Genomic DNA, 16,207 nt, shown 5'->3' on the forward strand with positions numbered 1-16,207 from the left:
TATTTCATCGGGAAATCGATATCCGTTTTTCAACTAGGTGGGGCCCATGGACAACAACGAAAACCACAGCCTTGACGAAGTCCAAAATCAAGACACGCTGATGTCTCTTTCGGATGGTTGGTCCGCCCTTAGTCCTGCTGAACGCCGCGAAAAATTCAAAGAACTTCCACGCACCGAAGCTGAAGAACTTTTTCTGAGCCTTAAAACCCACGACCAGGCCGAACTGATCGAAGAAGCCAGCCATCTTGAAAAAAGATCCTGGATTCGCCTGCTCGCGCCCGATGACGTGGCCGATTTAATTCAGGAAATGGGTCCGGACAGCCGCGAAGATATTCTGTCTCTACTTGATCCACAGACCAAACGTGAGGTCACCGCCCTGCTGGCCTATTCTGAAGACGCCGCCGGGGGCTTGATGAGTTCCCGCTTCGTGCGCCTGCGCCCAGACATGAGCGTGGATGAAGCCATCAGCTATATCCGCATTCAGGCCAAGACCCACGTTGAAACAATTTATTATGCTTACGTTCTGGACTCAGAACAAAAACTTCTGGGCGTGGTTTCCTTCCGTGAATTGTTCCAGTCTTCTCCAGAAAAGAAGATCGCCGAGATCATGCACACTGACGTTCTGAAAGTTCCGGTTGAAATGGACCAGGAGCAAATCGGTCGCATTTTCTCGCAACAAGATCTGATGGCCGTTCCGGTTGTCGATGAAAACGGGATCATGAAAGGTATCGTCACCTTCGATGACGTGGCGACAGCAATTCAGGAAGAAGCCACCGAAGATATCCATAAAATCGGGGGTGTTGAGTCCCTGGATGCGCCTTATTTAAAGATATCCATGCTGGAGATGTTAAAAAAGCGCGGCGGCTGGCTGATGATCCTCTTCCTGGGGGAAATGTTCACCGCCACAGCCATGGCCTTCTTTGAAGATGAGCTCTCCAAAGCTGTGGTTCTTTCCATGTTTATTCCTTTGATTATCAGCTCGGGTGGTAACTCGGGTTCTCAGGCCTCGACGTTGATTATTCGTGCCATTGCCTTGCGCGAGGTGCGTTTGCGTGACTGGTGGCGTGTTCTGGGGCGCGAGATCCTGACAGGAGCTTGCCTGGGGCTAGTGCTGGGTATGATCGGATTTATCCGTATCATGCTGTGGCCTAACCGTGAAAGCCTGTACACCGTTCACTATATGCAAGTTGGTATGACCGTCGCAGCCAGCGTCGTGGGCGTTGTCTTGTGGGGTACGATCTCGGGCTCTATGTTGCCATTCATTCTGAAGAAGGTCGGCTTTGACCCTGCCTCGGCTTCTGCTCCTGCAGTTGCCACACTGGTGGATGTGACAGGGCTTGTGATCTACTTCTCAGTGGCGTCCTTCTTCCTCAGCGGCATTTTGCTATAAGGTTTCATTGATATGAAGAAAAGTTCTCCTGTGCAGAAGTATCTGAAAAATATCTCTTTGCTTTTTGATCTTCCAATTTCAAAGAAATACAACTCAATGGTGCTGGAGGAGTCCCCTTTTGATGGCCAGCTTCTGAATGCCAGCAGCCTGTACCGCCAAAGCCGCAAACTGTATCGGTCACTGGAAGGAACTTATGCTGCGCGCGTGTGTTCAACCATGCGTTCTCTCAGCGCGCAGGATCTGTTTAAAGATCATATTGAATACAGTCCCATTTTAAGTGAAATGCTATGGTTTAAAGATCACTCGGCGGAGGTCGCTGATCCTGAAACAGCCGTGAAGTCCCTGCTGGCTTACAGCGAGATTTCCCTTTTTCACGAACAGAATCACCGCATTTTATGGCGTCTGTTACCCCCTGCCCCGAAAGAGCAGCGGGCTTTCTGTCGTTATTTGAATTTCGCGGAAAGTTTGGTCGTGACCTTAGATCTTGCCCTGGGAGACGAACTTGGAACCACTGTTTCCAACGCATTTGAACAAGTGCGTGCGATCTATCGCCCCGGCGGTGTGGACAAATGGTCCCAGCTTCCCAAAAAAGAATACCGCCAATATTTGCATGCCCTTCTGACCGCGACCTATCTGCTTTTGGAAATGGTCCATCCCGACGATATTGAGTCGGCTGTGAATTATATCGTCCCAGGCAATAAGCCTATGGCAAAGGCCGCCACGAAGCGTGCGCTGGAGCTGAGTGAACTTTTCACTCACAATACCAACCAACAATGGCAGCAGCGCTTCTGGAAGCAGGCACAAACAAGATTATCCTTGCTGCATAAAGGCTCCAAGACAGAACCTTGGTATCTGCCCGAAGACCCCCTGGATCTGGAGCACGAGTTCCAACTGGCAGACAGGGTCTTTGATATCTTCGGCCTTTAATCGCAGGAACTCGTTTCCTGTCAAATTAATTTACTTCATCGTAAGAGATCAAAAGGCAGCCCTTGGCTGCCACGCTGATAAGATAGGTCGCATCCCAGGTGTCGCCTTCATCATTGCTGCCACTCACAACCACTTTGTAATCAATTGAACTGTCGGCATTATTCACCGTGAAAGACGCGACGGAGCTTTCCCACTCATGTCCCTGAATGCCCGGCGTGTTTGCAGAGTAAACCCCTTCAGCAAAACCCGTTGCGAACATCTGGCACTTGGATACGTCCTTCGCAGTCACCGCTGCAAAACCAGTTGATGTCATCACCATCATCAATAAACCACACAAGACAGCTTTCATCGGCATCTCCTTTTGGAATTAACAACGGGCTCCTCTTACCAAGAAGGACTGCGGGGCTCCAAAACTATGTCTGGGGATGTAATTATTCTGTTCCGGCACATACGATGAAAATAAAATGGCCGTGAGTTTTTTAGTCTCACGGCCTCGGAATTTTAAGGATCTATCAATTTATCGTCAGGATTTGATCATCCCGGTGGTCCAATCGCGGATCATCGCCAAAGTTCCCTGTCGGGCATTGGCGAACTGAACCCCGTAAGACTTGTTGGCCTCGCACCAGACCACCTGTCCTTGGACCTCGATAATCTCGTGACCATCCGGACTTTGGATTCGCATTGTCACCAATCCGCCTTTTTCCAGAGCTTGATCTGTATTGAAGGACAGACCACCCTCGGAAATCGTATTCACGGCACCTACCAGCTCGCGATCGCCGACTTGAACACGGATCTCAGAACTCATTTTAAAGCGTTCAAACTTTCTGCGTGATTTCGGATCACGAACACGCAGCACTTGCCACAAGATCAATGGAATCATCAGAAGACCGACAACGACTCCCGCCGTGCCTCCGCCGGAAGAACCACCCGAGCCACTGCCCGGACCTTGCTTGATTACACTCTGAACCAAGCCGCAACCACCTGCGGCGGAAGCCCCGTCATCTGCTGGTGAACGATCTGCCGCCTTGTAAACCGGTTGCGAAGCCGCAGCCGTCGACATGTTTTGCGCAGCACTCGTCAAGGTCACAGCATCCACACGAGCTTTGGAGGACACCACACCTTCAAGGCTATACACCTGATCTGCCGAACTCATGACCAATTGTTTAACCTGATAGCCCGACAGGCCCGGAGCTTCGCGCATCGCCAGTGCTGCCATACCAGCAACCAAAGGAGCTGCCATACTGGTGCCGGACATCTTCATTGTCTTGTTACCAGGAACAGTACTTTCAATGTACTCTCCCGGGCTGCCAATGTGCACCGAGTAGCTTCCGTAATTCGAGAAACCCGAACGGTCATCCCAACGACTTGTCGAGGCCACTGCCAGATTGCTTGGTACATCGTAGCTGGCAGGATACATCGGACTGGAGTCGTTGTTACTGCCATAGTTGCCCGCCGCGGAAACCACCAATACGTGGCGATCATAAGCAAAAGCAATCGCATCCTGCAACGAACGGCTGTAGCCCGAACCGCCCCAGGAATTATTGATCACACGGGCCCCATTGTTGACCGCATAATAGATCGCACGAATGGCGTTGGCCGTGGAACCGGCACCGCCTTTAGCCAGAAACTTCAAAGGCATGACTTCGATTTTTGATTCGTCCAAAGGACGGGCAAAGATATTCAAGCCTGCGCCCACAACGATCCCGGCCACGTGAGTTCCGTGATCGTCATCGTCATAGAAGTTGGCCGTATTGCTGATAAAGTTCCAACCGTTGATGTCATCGACATAGCCGTTTTGGTCGTCGTCAACCCCAGGCACACCGTTAGCTTCAATTTCATTTCGCCAAAGAGCGCCTGTACCGCCCTGATTGACCGGTTTAAAAACATCATGATTCTTGTCCAGGCCCGTATCCACCACCGCAACAATAATCTTGCCGCTGGATGCAGAAAGAGGCTTCTGATAAGACCAAGACTCAGATACGCGGGTGTCTGCCGCAGATTGTGAATACATTGTGGGATTGCTGGAAGCGTAACCGGAAGCGATGGCGTCTTCATAGGAAAGACGTTCTACCGGCCCATTGGGTTCAATCTCGTTCTTTTCCAGAATATAGTTCGGTTCAATATATTCAACATCAGGATCGTTTTTGAGCTCTTCTACATCCGCCACGGCCTTCATAGAGATCTGGAAGACCCCCAGCCCTGGGAATGTGGACTTCAGATTGGCTTTTCCCTGCAGCTTGCTTTGTGCCAGCGCAGGCCCCCCTGAAGAAGCCTTAAACTTAATGAGATATTCGCCAGGGACAGCTTTAGGAGCTTCCTGAGCCCCTGCCGTCCAGCCAACCAAACTCACTGTCAGAAATAGAGATCTTAGAATCGGCGTCACCGGTTCTCCTTTTCCATTCAAAGAACTCTTCGGCCAGAAGTCGGGGTCGATTTAGACAAATTATTTTTTATTGTTCGTCTCACAGTGAGACAGCGTCAGAACTTGATGCGTTTTGACTTAGCTGATATCTATTTGTTGCCGATAGGTTTTAAAGGACAGGACATCTAGCTATGAAACAACTCCAGAAGATCTTCTTGCAGGGCCTCGTTACATTTTTACCGATTGCACTGACGATCTATATTATCTATGCCGGCGTCGCAATTGTGGACAGCTTCCTGGGCGATGCCCTTCGCCAGATTCTTCCGGTTTACATCCCAGGCCTGGGCTTCCTGATCACTATTGTTCTGATTCTTTTGCTGGGTCTTATGCTTAACAACCTTCTGGCAGGTGGTATTTTCCAAAAGCTGGAACAAAAGCTGACGAAAGTTCCCTTTATCAAAGCCATCTACAGTCCTTTGCGTGACTTGATGAATCTTTTCTCAAAAGGTGGCGGCCCGGGCGGCTTGCAAAAAGTTGTGCTGGTGGATTTGGGTGAAGGCGAAACCACCATTCGCGCCATGGGTTTGGTGACCCGTGAAAACTTCAAGGATGTTCCTGCCATTGAACAAAATGCCGGGGACCGTATCGCCGTTTACATTCCCATGAGTTATGGTTTAGGGGGCTTCACATTGATGGTTCCCCGTTCGCGCATCACACCTTTGGATATGCCGATTGAAAAAGCGATGAGCCTTGCCATCACCGGCTGGGTGAAGGCCGATAAAAATGAAGGTGAGACCAAATAATGTCCGACTCCATTGAAAACACCCTGAGCAAAGCCCGCAGAATCAACCAGGACATCAGTCGCTATGGTGTGTTTGCGGAAATTGGAGCCGGTCAGGAAGTGGCCCGTCACTTCTTTCAGGCGGGAAAAGCTTCTCAGACGATTGCCAAAACCATTTCCGCCTATGACATGATTGTCAGCGACGATATCTATGGCCGCGAAAAGAACGGCCGCTATGTCTGCGAATCGCGTCTGAATAAGATGCTGACTCACGAATACGATCTGCTGGTGGACCGACTGAGCCCCACTCGCGGTGCGCAGTCGCGCTTCTTTGCCATTGCCAATACAGTCGCGACAGCGTCTTCGGGCAGCAACAAACAATCCCACGGCTGGATGGGCGTGCGGTTTCAAAGTGAACCCGGCGGCCCGCCCAATGACATCGTTCTGCATGTGCGCATGCTGGACCGCCATCGCCTGCAACAGCAGGAAGCTTTGGGTATTTTAGGTGTCAATCTTTTGAATTGCGCCTTTTATCACCTTCCGGAAACAGAATCCTTTGTCACGCAGTTGGTGGATGGGCTTAAAGACGACCAGATCGTGATTGATGTGATCAAGTTCAGTGGTCCGAATGTACAGCACTTTGATGTGCGCCTGATGAATCTGGAGCTGGTTCGTCGTGGTTTGGCAGAGGCTATTTTGTTCTCTCCACAAAACGAGATCCTGAATATTTCCGACGCCGTTTATGGCAAGTCGCTGTTAATTCAGCGCGGAACCTTCCGTCCGGTTACAGTCACCCACCTGGATGTTCTGCAAAAAGGTTTGCAGCAGATCAAAGATGATGTATTGAAATCTGAAGGCAAAGAACTGGAAGTTCTGCCAATCATGGAACTAACCATGCACAACCTGACCGCCGACGGACATGTGAATGAAAAAGACTTCCTGGCACGCGTCGAAACCCTGACCAGTCAGGGACTGCATGTTTTGATTTCCAACTTCTTCCTGTTCTATGGGCTGAAGCGTTTTATCCGCCGTTACAACCCGCATTTTATGGCCTTGGTTGTCGGCGCCAGCCACCTGAACAAACTTTTTACGGAAGAACACTACGGCGATCTACAAGGTGGACTGTTAGAAGGCCTGGGAAAACTTCTGGAGCAAAAGACCAAGCTTTATATTTATCCGCATAAGACGCCGAACTTGTGCCTGACGGCGAAAAGCTTCTTCCCGTCCCCGCACCTACGTCATATTTATGCTCACTTTATCGAAAATCAGCAGATCGTGGATATTTCCGGCTGCGATGAAACCGGCGAATATCTGCACTCTATTGATGTGATGAAGATGATTGAAAAAGGCGACCCGCAATGGGAACAACTGGTTCCCGAAGGGGTCCGCGAACTGATCAAGAAACAAAAGCTTTTTGGCTTAAAATAACAAAGCCCCGGGGAACCGGGGCTTTGTCGCTTTTATTTAGTGAATCCATCCCAACAAGATAGCACCCAGAGTAGCACTGCCGACCAGCACCCACAGAATCACACCCTGCAGGAACGGTTTGATGCCGACACTCTTCACCGTTTCGCGTGTCAGACTGGCCCCGATCAGGAACAAGGTCACAACCAGCAAACGTTTGGAAATGGAGTTCACCACTTCCCCTGCGGGCTTTAATAACGGAATCCACGTCACGATGGCCGCGGCAATCAGGAACCCCAGAATAAACCAGGGGCGCTTGGCTTTGGCCTTTTCCCCTGTGGCACTTGAGTTTTTTGCATACACATAGCCGATAAGGAAGGCGACAGGCACAATCCACAGCGCACGCGCCAGCTTCACCGTCGTTCCCACTTGCAAAGCTTCAGCCCCATACTGCATGGAAGCTCCGACTACGGAACTGGTGTCGTGAATAGCCAGGGCACTCCACAGACCGAATTGATGTTCTGTCAAACCAAAGAAATGTCCCAACGGAGGGAACACAAACAAGGCCACGGCATTGAGTAAAAACACCGTCCCCAAAGCCACCGACACTTCGTGGTGCTTGGCGCGAATCACTGGCGACACGGCCGCAATGGCGCTGCCTCCGCAGATCGCGGTTCCAACAGAAATCAAAACCGACGTGTCTTTTTCAGTCTTAAGCAGACGCCCCAGCAAAATCCCCAGCCCCAAAGACAAAGAAATTCCCACAACGGTGTAACCCACCCCTTGCAAACCCACCCGTCCGATCACGTGCAGGTCCATACCAGCCCCCATCCCCATAACAGCGATGCCCAGCAAAGAGTGAGTGATTTTACGTGTGTGATCCAGATAGGGATTTCCGAAGGCCAAGGCCACAGCTACGCCTGCAAAAAGGGCCACGCCCGAAGAAACAAAAGGAGCCAAACTTACCAGTGCCACCAACGGAATCAGGATTCTCGCCAACATATTCAACCTCGCGAGTCCCTACTATGCGGCTATTTTGCAGAGGGTACAAACAAAAAGACACGCACCCATTGGCGCGTGTCTTTGCAAAAAAATATTTTAAAAAGTTTTAGAAAGTCTCGCAGCGAGGACTTGCCATGCAGTAAACGGCATTCACGGAGCTTCCGCAAGCACTGCGGGCCGCGAACTCCGCTTCGATCAATGAACGGCCTTCGCCTTTGAAAGTCTTATTGTAACCTGTATCAGTCAGCACACAAATGGCACCGCGAATGTTCGCGTCTTTCTGAGGATCACTGCACTTGGCCGTCGCATTACAGTAAACGCTGTTCACCGCTTTGCCACAGGCCTCGCGAGCGGCGGCTTCAGCTTCCAGTTTTATACGTCCCTTCCCCAGGAAGACTTTGTTATAGCCGGTATCTGTGACCATGCAGGCCACCTCCCGTGCGGGTTCCGGGAACGGTTGAGGGCGTTGGCCGTATTCCAGATTGGCCAGACGTTGATTGATTTGCGAAAGATTGCTTTCAAGCTGATAGACCCGGGTTTCCAGAATACGGATGCGTTCCTGAGAATTACGATCCTGTGCGCCCGCATTGTGCGCAAAGAAGAAACATGTTGCGGATAGCAGAAGAACCAAAGAATTTCTTATAGCAGACATCACGAAAACCCCCGAAGTTTGACTTCTTCGCCCCATCGAAGAAGCAAAAACTTCCAGAGCAATTTCAAGGCCAATTCTTTCAGTGTCAGAATGACTCTAAGGAAAGATCCATGTCGTAACGTCAACAGGGGTACCCCACATGCGGAAGACGCTATCGTTGGCCAAGCCGCCATAGCGATTGCTTCCCCAACATTTAAGAACCTGACTGGTCGTCACTCCACACATCGATACTCCCGGAGAACCCAGAGAAACATACGAATCACTGTCTGAGATCGCCTGAGGTGTGGTCGCCGCGACGTTATTATTTCCCAAGACTCCCGTCAGCACTCCATAAGGACTGTTCGTCCCCCAACACATCACGCGCTTATCAGAAGAGCGAATCGCACAACCCGCGTTGCCGCCAGCCATTACTGAATCAAACTTAGTCCCTGAAGCCACTAACTGAGGTGCATTGTAGTTGTTGGTGTTACCCAAGCCCAATCTGTAGTAATCTCCCTTACCCCAACAGTATAGATCCTGGTCTTCGCTGAGGGCGCAGGCAGAATCCCCGCCCAAGGAAATATCTATAAATTTTGTCCCATCCATCACTACTTGTGGCAGATTATAGCTATTCACGTTATTTCCCACTCCCACAGCACCGTAGTAATTATATCCCCAGCATTTAAGAGTGCCACCAACAGTAATCGCGCAGCTATTCCAGCCTGCAACAGATACTTTCTTATAAGCCACACCAGAGTCAATCACCACCGGAGTCGCATAACTCGACGTCGCAGACCCTGTACCCATGGAACCATTGGTGTTCGTTCCCCAACATTTTAGAACATCCGATGTCGTGATCCCGCAGGAATGCGAGCCCCCTGCTGAAACGGCCTTGTAAGTCACGGTCCCGTCCACTTTAAGCGGGCGGATATAATTTGCTCCATTGTTGATTTTACCCCAGCAATACAGGAAGCCCGTATCGCGGATTCCACAGCTGTGTGAACCGGAAGATGAAACGTCTGTATAGATGCGTCCCCGATCAATAACCACCGGTGATGTTCGTAAAATATTTGTGCCATCACCGATAGAGCGTGTTCTTGACGATGGGTCATATCCATCCCAACCTGCCCAGCACTTCAGCAAACCAGCCGAGGTGATTCCACATCCACCGCCGGCACCTGTGGACATACTGGAGTAGGTTTCTCCCAGATCTGAAACCGCAGGCACCAGACGAATGTGCCCCGCCGGATCAGCCATAAAGCCACGATTTAAATCTCCCCAGCATTTCACACGTCCGACAGAATTCACACCGCAAGTGGCGTTCCATCCCGCGCTCATCGAAGTGAAGGTGTCGCCGCCTAAAACCAGTTCCGGCTTATTGGTGGTGGTGCCGGTGATATAAACACCATTCCCCAATCCACCCAAAGAATTCCAGTTATAAGAGTTCGATCCCCAACAACGAAGACCTCCACCCGTTAATTTTCCGCAGACGTGCAAGGTCCCCACGGAAACATCGTCAAATTCATAACCGCCAAAGGTTGCGGTCGGCACCAGTCTTTCTGTGGTGGTGCCATCGCCTACCAGCCCATTGCCATTACTTCCCCAGCAATAGATAAATTTATCGTCCTTCAAAGCACATGTTGTTTTATTGACGTAGGACACAGCCTGAGCGCGCACCTTTACAAAACCCGTTCCGATCAACACCGGCAGAGTCTTTGCGGTCTGGGTTCCGTCACCCAATTGACCATTCAGATTTTGCCCCCAGCAATACAGTTCCTTATCCGTATTAATCGCACAGGCGTAGTCACTGCCGGTCGATACCTCGACAAAGTCCGCCGCCTGATCCAGCGTCAGGCCCGGCACTGTGCGAGTACCACCCGTGGTGCCGACACCCATTTGTCCGCCCCAATTTTTACCCCAGCAATAGACATCACCATTTTTAATTCCACAGGTAAAATCATCCCCGGCGGAAACCTGAGAATAGCCACTGTCCACCGTAAAGGGAAGTGAGCGGGAGGCCGTCAAACCATCACCCAGTTGAGACGATCCATTGCCACCCCAACATTTAACATCGCCATCCACAGTCAAACCGCAGACGTGGCGATATCCCAAAGAAATATCACTGTAAGTCGTTGTCGCATCCACATCCACGGGGAAATCCCGCACTTCCGTGGTTCCATCACCGACTTGGCCGTTACTGTTGGCTCCCCAGCATCTTAACTTGCCCGCTGAGGTCAGCACACAGCGGTTTTCATTGCTGACCACCACCTTTGCGGCTGTGGCCCGCGTGACATTATCAACATCCTGAATCAGCACACGGCTTTGATACTGATTCGAGAACGTGGCGGCCGGGGTGTTCGCATAGTATAAGTTTAACTGCGCGTACTTGTTTTCATTGGAACCGCCATTCGCAGACACCTGGAAAGGCAAATTAACACTGGTGGCACCTGCCGGAATATGCACAGAACCGGAAGCCGGAATATCGTGATCCATCCCTGACACCGCAGTTCCCAACGTGCGATAGAAAACGTCAACATCATAAGGTTTGGCGATGCTCAGATTCACAGTGATATTCTTCACAGCGCCGTCTGTTTCTTCAATCACCTGTTCCTTTTGAGCCAGGGAAATCGTCACAGGTGTATTGTCGTAATAAAATTCTGCCGTTGGAGACACCACTGTGTTCAGGTTTTCTGCCAGGTCATACACTGCGGAGGCTTTCAGAAAGACCGTCTTCACTCCCGTTGCTGGCGCCCCATTCGGGGTAAAAGTCATGGTATAAATAGCCCCACTGCCTGTAAATCCCGACAAGGTTCCGCCCGTAACAGTGAAATCCCCGGTTCCAGCTCCCGTCACAGGTTCACTGAACGTCACGGTCAAAGGAATTGGAGAGTCAAAATTGTAATAACCTGCATCAGCCACGATCACAGCGGTGGGTGGAGTTATATCATAATTATTAGAGAGGGTATTGGAAGCCTGGGATGTATTTCCGGCAGCATCCTGAGCCGCATGTTCGGGAAGAGTGACACTGAAAAGACCTTCTGCGGAAGGAGTCACGGTCAAGGTGTAGCTGCTGCCACTGCCGGTCAATGTCGCTGTGGCATTTACAAACACAAAATCTGACAACGTCACGCCCGTCACATTTTCACTGAACGTGGCGGTGACAGTCAGGGGTACGGTATTCGTGTAACCCCAGCCCCCGGCCAGCACCACCGTCGGACGAACGCTGTCAAAAAGAACAGTCAATGAAGAGGCTGTGTTGTCTTTTCCCGCACCGTCCGTAAAGCTTCCTGCCGCAATGGAGATCGTGACATTTCCCTGTGCGGCCGGAGTCACCTCCGCCGTCCAGTGGGTTCCATCCACACTGACAAAATTAGCCAGCGTGCCGTTAGTCACTGCCACATCCGAGGCCGTGAACCCACCGATGGCTTCACTGGCTTCAAACTCCACGGCGAAAGGAGAAGTTCCTGTCGTGGTTCCCTGTACGGACGTGATGGTCATACTGGGAGCAAACAGATCATAATACCAAGTCAAAGTATTGGAGGCCGCATTCCCATTGCCTGCCACATCCGTTTTCGCGGATGCTGGCAATTGCACACTCACAGCTCCCTCGTCGGTGGCTGTGACGGTGAAAGAATAACTGGTCCCGCCACCTGTCAGCCCCGTGATGGTTCCATTGGTGACCGTAAAGTCACTGGCCGATAGCGAGCTTGAGAAAATCTCACTGGACGTCAATGTTACAACCACACTGGCCTGAGTGGTCGGACTGGTCTCGGTTTTTGTGAGCGTCACCGTCGGGCCGGTTATATCATAAACACGATAAAGAACATTGGAGGCCAGAGAGGGATTCGATGATCCATCCACGGCGGCACTGTCTTTCACCTTAACGGAAAAAGTCCCAGGGGAAAGCGCCGTCAAGGTAAAGCTATAGCTGTCACCACTGCCGGAAAGACCGGACACCACCGCATTTGTCAGTTCTAAATCAGAAGCATCAAAACCCGTGACAGAAGCGCTGAACAATACCGTCACTGTGATATCCGTCGTATTCACAGACGACAGTGCCGTACTGCCTAAGGTGACCGTGGGGCGATTGCTGTTGAAGGCGACCGTCACATCATTGGAAACCAGATTTAAATTTCCAGCCAGATCGTGAACGCGATCCGCCTGATACACCAACCCCACCGTGGCACTGGAAGAACTGGGAACAACTTCCACAGTATAAACCTTCCCACTACCCGTCAGATTTGTGGCGGTTCCGTTGACGACCAAGAAATCACTTAAGTCCGGCACTTCCGCCAAATCTTCGTCAAAGATCACATCCACCAAGATTGGAGAAACATTGGTGGGATTCGCCCCCAGATATCCCAGCGTCACCTGAGGTGGGGTTCGGTCGCTGATAAAAGAAAGACTGTTAGAGGCTTTATTGGGAACTGCAGAAAAACGACCTTCACCTTTATCTTCCGGCAGAACGACCGTGACCGCTCCATCCGCAGTGGGAGTGATTTGCAACGTCCAGGTTTTCGCATCGACTTGTACTAAACTTGAAGGAGTTCCATTAGTGATTTCAAAATCACTGATTTCAAGCCCCAGAAGTTCTTCTGACAATTGAACAGAGACTTCCCACGAAGAGACACTGGAATGTGCTTGGATCACAGAGGTCAGAACCACCTGAGGAGGTGTCTGGGAAATTAAAGAAGCCAATTTTCCTTTGAGTTCGGCGGACAAAGTACAGCCCGATAAAAAGAACGCTAACAGTCCGAATAGGACCGTGGACTGGAGACTTAAAAAGGTGCCGTGGACGTGCCGAGATTTTGTCATTACTTACTTTACGGACAACCTTAAGGGCCCCTAAAGCTGATTCACGGAATGTGATGGTTTTTCTGCTCCAAAAAAGTGCAAAATCTCAGAACGGGAACAGAAGGCGCCCTCGTTATTCGAGGGCGCACCTGCTAAAAAACTACTTGGCAAGACGAGCGTTCAGGAACTCGATCAGACACTGGACCGGCTGGCCACTGCCACCACTGGAAAGCAAGGCCCCTTGCGCCTTATCCGTCCAGGCATAAACATCCAGATGCGCCCATTTTTTACCGCGCACGAATCTTTGCAGGAACAACGCTGCCGTGATGGCTCCGCCGAAACCGCCACCGGAGTTCTTACAGTCCGCAAATGGGGATGCCAGATCGCCCCAGTACTTTTCAAACAACGGCATACGCCAGTTTAAATCCCCGGCACGCTGACCGGCTTTGGTCAAGGCCGTCGCCAGTTCATCATCGTTTGAAAACAGACCGGCAATTTCAGCACCCAGGCCGACTTTGATAGCGCCCGTCAAGGTTGCCACGTCGATCACCACTTCTGCTTCATCGGCGGCTTTTTGCGTGCAGGCCACATCCAAAACATCCGCCAGAACCAAACGGCCTTCCGCATCGGTGTTGTCGATTTCCACTTTCATGCCGTTACGAGCCGTGATGACATCACTTGGACGGAATGATTTTCCGTCCACCGCATTTTCCGCCAGTGCCAGATAGAAATCCAAAGGACCCGGATAATTGCTGTCCGCCGCCCATTGTGCCAAAGCGATCACGCTGGCGGCCCCGCCCATGTCTTTTTTCATCAGGCGCATTGCCGAAGAAGGCTTGATATCCAACGCCCCCCGTGTCGAAAGTGATCCCTTTACCAACAAAGGCCACAGGTTTTAAAGACGACTTTTTCGTCGGACGGTATTTCAGGTGAACCATGCAAGGTCCATTTTCAGCCCCCTGGCCGACCGCTACATGCAGACCCATTTTTTCCTGAACCAGTTTTTTAGTGTCCCATACAGTCACTTTGGTGTTTTTCGGGAACCCCAAACGCTTGGTCGCCATTTCTGCGAAAGATTTTGGATTCAGATCATTCGGAGGCAGATTCACCATGTGACGAGCCACATTCACCGCGCGGGCACGAAGCATGGCCTCTTTCACAACAGCCTTGTCCCAAGCTCCCAAAGATTTCTTTGCTGCCACTTTTGGCAGATCCGCCAACTGTTTACCGTCAACAAATTGGCGGAAGCTGTAGGCCGCCATATCCATCCCCGTCAGGGCTCCCAAATCCTGAACACCTTCGGTGCCATGGAATTCGATTTGCACGGCTTTAAGTTGTTGAGCTTTGAACTGAGTCACCAGTGAGCCGAACTGATCGCGGGCCCAGGTATAAGCCGCTTCGTCGATCAAACCGTCATGTCCCACCGTGTTTTTTTTGCGCGGACGTAAAATCCAAACAGGCCCCTGAGCGCCGACGAAGGAAACCACTTCCTTCTCGCTTTGTTTCAAGGATTTCGCCTGCCACTCTAACGCGTGTTCTTGCACCAACGAAGAAAACTTCGCGGAATCATCCACACCCAGGAAATAAACGTATCCTGTGATCTCATTTTTTACTTTAAGTTCTTTACCGAAGTCGAAAGTTTCAATCCAGGATTGGAATTGAAGTTTGTTGGATGCCTTTGCTGCCGGAGCCGCTTTTTTTGCCACTGTATGCCTACCTTTTAAATAAGTGCGAAAGAAGCCCCTCGGATTCTACTCACATACGAAGCGATGCGGCAGAGTATGTTTTGAGGTGGCTTCTAGGGCGGTATGTTCCGTAAAATCATAATATGACGTGGACCGAGACCACAAACCTAAAATTTTGCTTACTCAATGCAGAGAACCTGTTTTTGATGTTTGATGGAACGCCATCCAAGGACGTCTTGAATCTGAAGGAAGCTCAATGGCAACGCCTGTCCACTTCCGTTTATGAAAATAAGCCTCTAAAAAAGACTCAGGAAATCGCCAAAGCCCTTAAAGACATCAATGCTGACATTGTCATGCTGTGTGAAGTGGGTGGTTTGGAGTCACTGAATAACTTCAACCTTCTCTTTATGGATGATGCCTATTCACCTTGTCTTATTGAGGGAAACTCGGAACGCAACATTGATGTCGGCTTTCTGATTCGCAAAGGCCTGCCGTTTTATTTCGATCTTCAATCCAACAAAAACCGCCTGATCAACTATCTCTATCCTCACGAACGCGACAGTCTGAACAACGGCTATCCGGTCAAGGGCGGCAAGATCACCACCAGCCATAAGTTTTCCAGAGACGTTGTTGAGCTGAAGCTTTTCAAGAACGATCAGGATAAACCTTTCATGATCATCCTTCTGACGCACCTGAAGTCCCGCTTGGATCCTGAGCGCATTGATCCCAATGGATTCGAACGCCGCCAAGCCGAGCTCAAAACCCTGCTGGATATTTACGAGGAACTGGAAAAGAACCACCCGCAGGTCCCTGTTGTGGTGGCTGGTGATTTCAATGGCAATGCCAGCTCCCAGGGTACTGATGAAGAGTTCAAAGATCTCTACAGTCGCACCCAGCTTCGGGATATCTTGGAAGCCGCAGGCTTATCTCTGGAAGATCGTGCCACTTTTTATCAGGTGCGCAATGGCTCCCGGGCTGATGGGCGACAAATTGATTTCGTTTTTGCTCCACCACTGCTGCAAGCCCTGGTCAAACCGGGCTCTTGCAAGGTGTATCGTTATAAGGATGAGTTCGGAATGGATCACGACATCCCACGAAACATGGATGCCAAACTCAATCTTCCATCGGACCACTATCCATTGGTTTTCGAATTGGAACAGTTGCCACTTCGGTAATATTGGCGTCCCCTTTTGCAACACACCGCACTCCAAAAAGGAACACCCCTCGTGCT

At 50.7% G+C, this 16,207-nt stretch carries 12 protein-coding genes; 5 read left to right on the top strand and 7 right to left on the bottom strand.

The window, feature by feature from the left end; translation table 11 throughout:
- The first annotated feature begins 46 nt into the window (after positions 1-46).
- Positions 47-1,390, top strand: a complete 1,344-nt coding sequence (gene mgtE / locus ACES2G_RS11470) for a magnesium transporter (RefSeq protein ID WP_347357522.1) — start codon at positions 47-49, stop codon at positions 1,388-1,390.
- 12 nt (positions 1,391-1,402) lie between these two features.
- Positions 1,403-2,317 carry a hypothetical protein gene (locus tag ACES2G_RS11475; RefSeq protein ID WP_347357521.1) on the top strand — a complete coding sequence of 305 codons (915 nt, stop codon included), beginning with the start codon at positions 1,403-1,405 and terminating at the stop codon, positions 2,315-2,317.
- A 25-nt stretch (positions 2,318-2,342) separates the two neighbouring features.
- On the opposite strand, the gene ACES2G_RS11480 is transcribed toward ACES2G_RS11475, so the two are convergent.
- Positions 2,343-2,666 carry a hypothetical protein gene (locus ACES2G_RS11480; protein WP_347357520.1) on the bottom strand — a complete coding sequence of 108 codons (324 nt, stop codon included), beginning with the start codon at positions 2,664-2,666 and terminating at the stop codon, positions 2,343-2,345.
- 174 nt (positions 2,667-2,840) lie between these two features.
- Positions 2,841-4,700: a S8 family serine peptidase gene (locus tag ACES2G_RS11485; RefSeq protein ID WP_374000210.1), complete on the bottom strand. Its 1,860-nt coding sequence runs from the start codon at positions 4,698-4,700 to the stop codon at positions 2,841-2,843.
- Positions 4,701-4,870: 170 nt separating this feature from the next.
- Between ACES2G_RS11485 and ACES2G_RS11490 the strand changes: the two genes are divergently transcribed.
- Both ACES2G_RS11490 and ACES2G_RS11495 read left to right on the top strand, forming a co-directional pair.
- Complete coding sequence (locus ACES2G_RS11490) at positions 4,871-5,482, top strand: DUF502 domain-containing protein (RefSeq protein ID WP_262551554.1); 612 nt, start codon at positions 4,871-4,873, stop codon at positions 5,480-5,482.
- On the top strand, positions 5,482-6,888 hold the full coding sequence (locus tag ACES2G_RS11495) for a hypothetical protein (protein ID WP_374000211.1): 1,407 nt from the start codon (positions 5,482-5,484) through the stop codon (positions 6,886-6,888). Before ACES2G_RS11490 ends, ACES2G_RS11495 begins: the two co-directional genes overlap by 1 nt.
- A 36-nt stretch (positions 6,889-6,924) precedes the next feature.
- On the opposite strand, the gene ACES2G_RS11500 is transcribed toward ACES2G_RS11495, so the two are convergent.
- The 5 genes from ACES2G_RS11500 to ACES2G_RS11520 all read right to left on the bottom strand — a co-directional run bounded on the left by ACES2G_RS11500 (position 6,925) and on the right by ACES2G_RS11520 (position 14,997).
- Entirely contained in the window at positions 6,925-7,866 is a 942-nt protein-coding gene (locus ACES2G_RS11500; RefSeq protein WP_374000212.1) for a YeiH family protein, read from the bottom strand.
- Positions 7,867-7,972: 106 nt separating this feature from the next.
- A complete protein-coding gene (locus ACES2G_RS11505) occupies positions 7,973-8,518 on the bottom strand; it encodes a hypothetical protein (protein WP_374000213.1) in 546 nt (181 codons plus the stop codon).
- A gap of 96 nt (positions 8,519-8,614) precedes the next feature.
- Positions 8,615-13,195, bottom strand: coding sequence for an Ig-like domain-containing protein (locus ACES2G_RS11510; protein ID WP_374000214.1), 4,581 nt, complete (start codon positions 13,193-13,195; stop codon positions 8,615-8,617).
- Positions 13,196-13,451: 256 nt separating this feature from the next.
- Positions 13,452-14,075 carry a hypothetical protein gene (locus ACES2G_RS11515; protein WP_374000215.1) on the bottom strand — a complete coding sequence of 208 codons (624 nt, stop codon included), beginning with the start codon at positions 14,073-14,075 and terminating at the stop codon, positions 13,452-13,454.
- A complete protein-coding gene (locus tag ACES2G_RS11520) occupies positions 13,966-14,997 on the bottom strand; it encodes a hypothetical protein (RefSeq protein ID WP_374000216.1) in 1,032 nt (343 codons plus the stop codon). The genes ACES2G_RS11515 and ACES2G_RS11520 overlap by 110 nt, the downstream gene beginning before the upstream one ends.
- 185 nt (positions 14,998-15,182) lie before the next feature.
- On the opposite strand from ACES2G_RS11520, the gene ACES2G_RS11525 reads away from it, so the two are divergent.
- Positions 15,183-16,151, top strand: a complete 969-nt coding sequence (locus ACES2G_RS11525; RefSeq protein ID WP_374000217.1) for an endonuclease/exonuclease/phosphatase family protein — start codon at positions 15,183-15,185, stop codon at positions 16,149-16,151.
- Positions 16,152-16,207 lie beyond the last annotated feature (56 nt).

It is taken from the genome of Bdellovibrio bacteriovorus (genome assembly GCF_041888015.1).
Classification (GTDB): Bacteria; Bdellovibrionota; Bdellovibrionia; order Bdellovibrionales; family Bdellovibrionaceae; genus Bdellovibrio.

What these genes read in the sequence shown, in the direction of transcription:
- ACES2G_RS11475 (WP_347357521.1), top strand. Translation starts at nt 1,403, where the DNA reads ATGAAGAAAAGTTCTCCTGTGCAGAAGTATCTGAAAAATATCTCTTTG.
- mgtE (WP_347357522.1), top strand. Translation starts at nt 47, where the DNA reads ATGGACAACAACGAAAACCACAGCCTTGACGAAGTCCAAAATCAAGAC.
- ACES2G_RS11480 (WP_347357520.1), bottom strand. Translation starts at nt 2,666, where the DNA reads ATGAAAGCTGTCTTGTGTGGTTTATTGATGATGGTGATGACATCAACT.
- ACES2G_RS11495 (WP_374000211.1), top strand. Translation starts at nt 5,482, where the DNA reads ATGTCCGACTCCATTGAAAACACCCTGAGCAAAGCCCGCAGAATCAAC.
- ACES2G_RS11505 (WP_374000213.1), bottom strand. Translation starts at nt 8,518, where the DNA reads ATGTCTGCTATAAGAAATTCTTTGGTTCTTCTGCTATCCGCAACATGT.
- ACES2G_RS11500 (WP_374000212.1), bottom strand. Translation starts at nt 7,866, where the DNA reads ATGTTGGCGAGAATCCTGATTCCGTTGGTGGCACTGGTAAGTTTGGCT.
- ACES2G_RS11525 (WP_374000217.1), top strand. Translation starts at nt 15,183, where the DNA reads ATGTTTGATGGAACGCCATCCAAGGACGTCTTGAATCTGAAGGAAGCT.
- ACES2G_RS11490 (WP_262551554.1), top strand. Translation starts at nt 4,871, where the DNA reads ATGAAACAACTCCAGAAGATCTTCTTGCAGGGCCTCGTTACATTTTTA.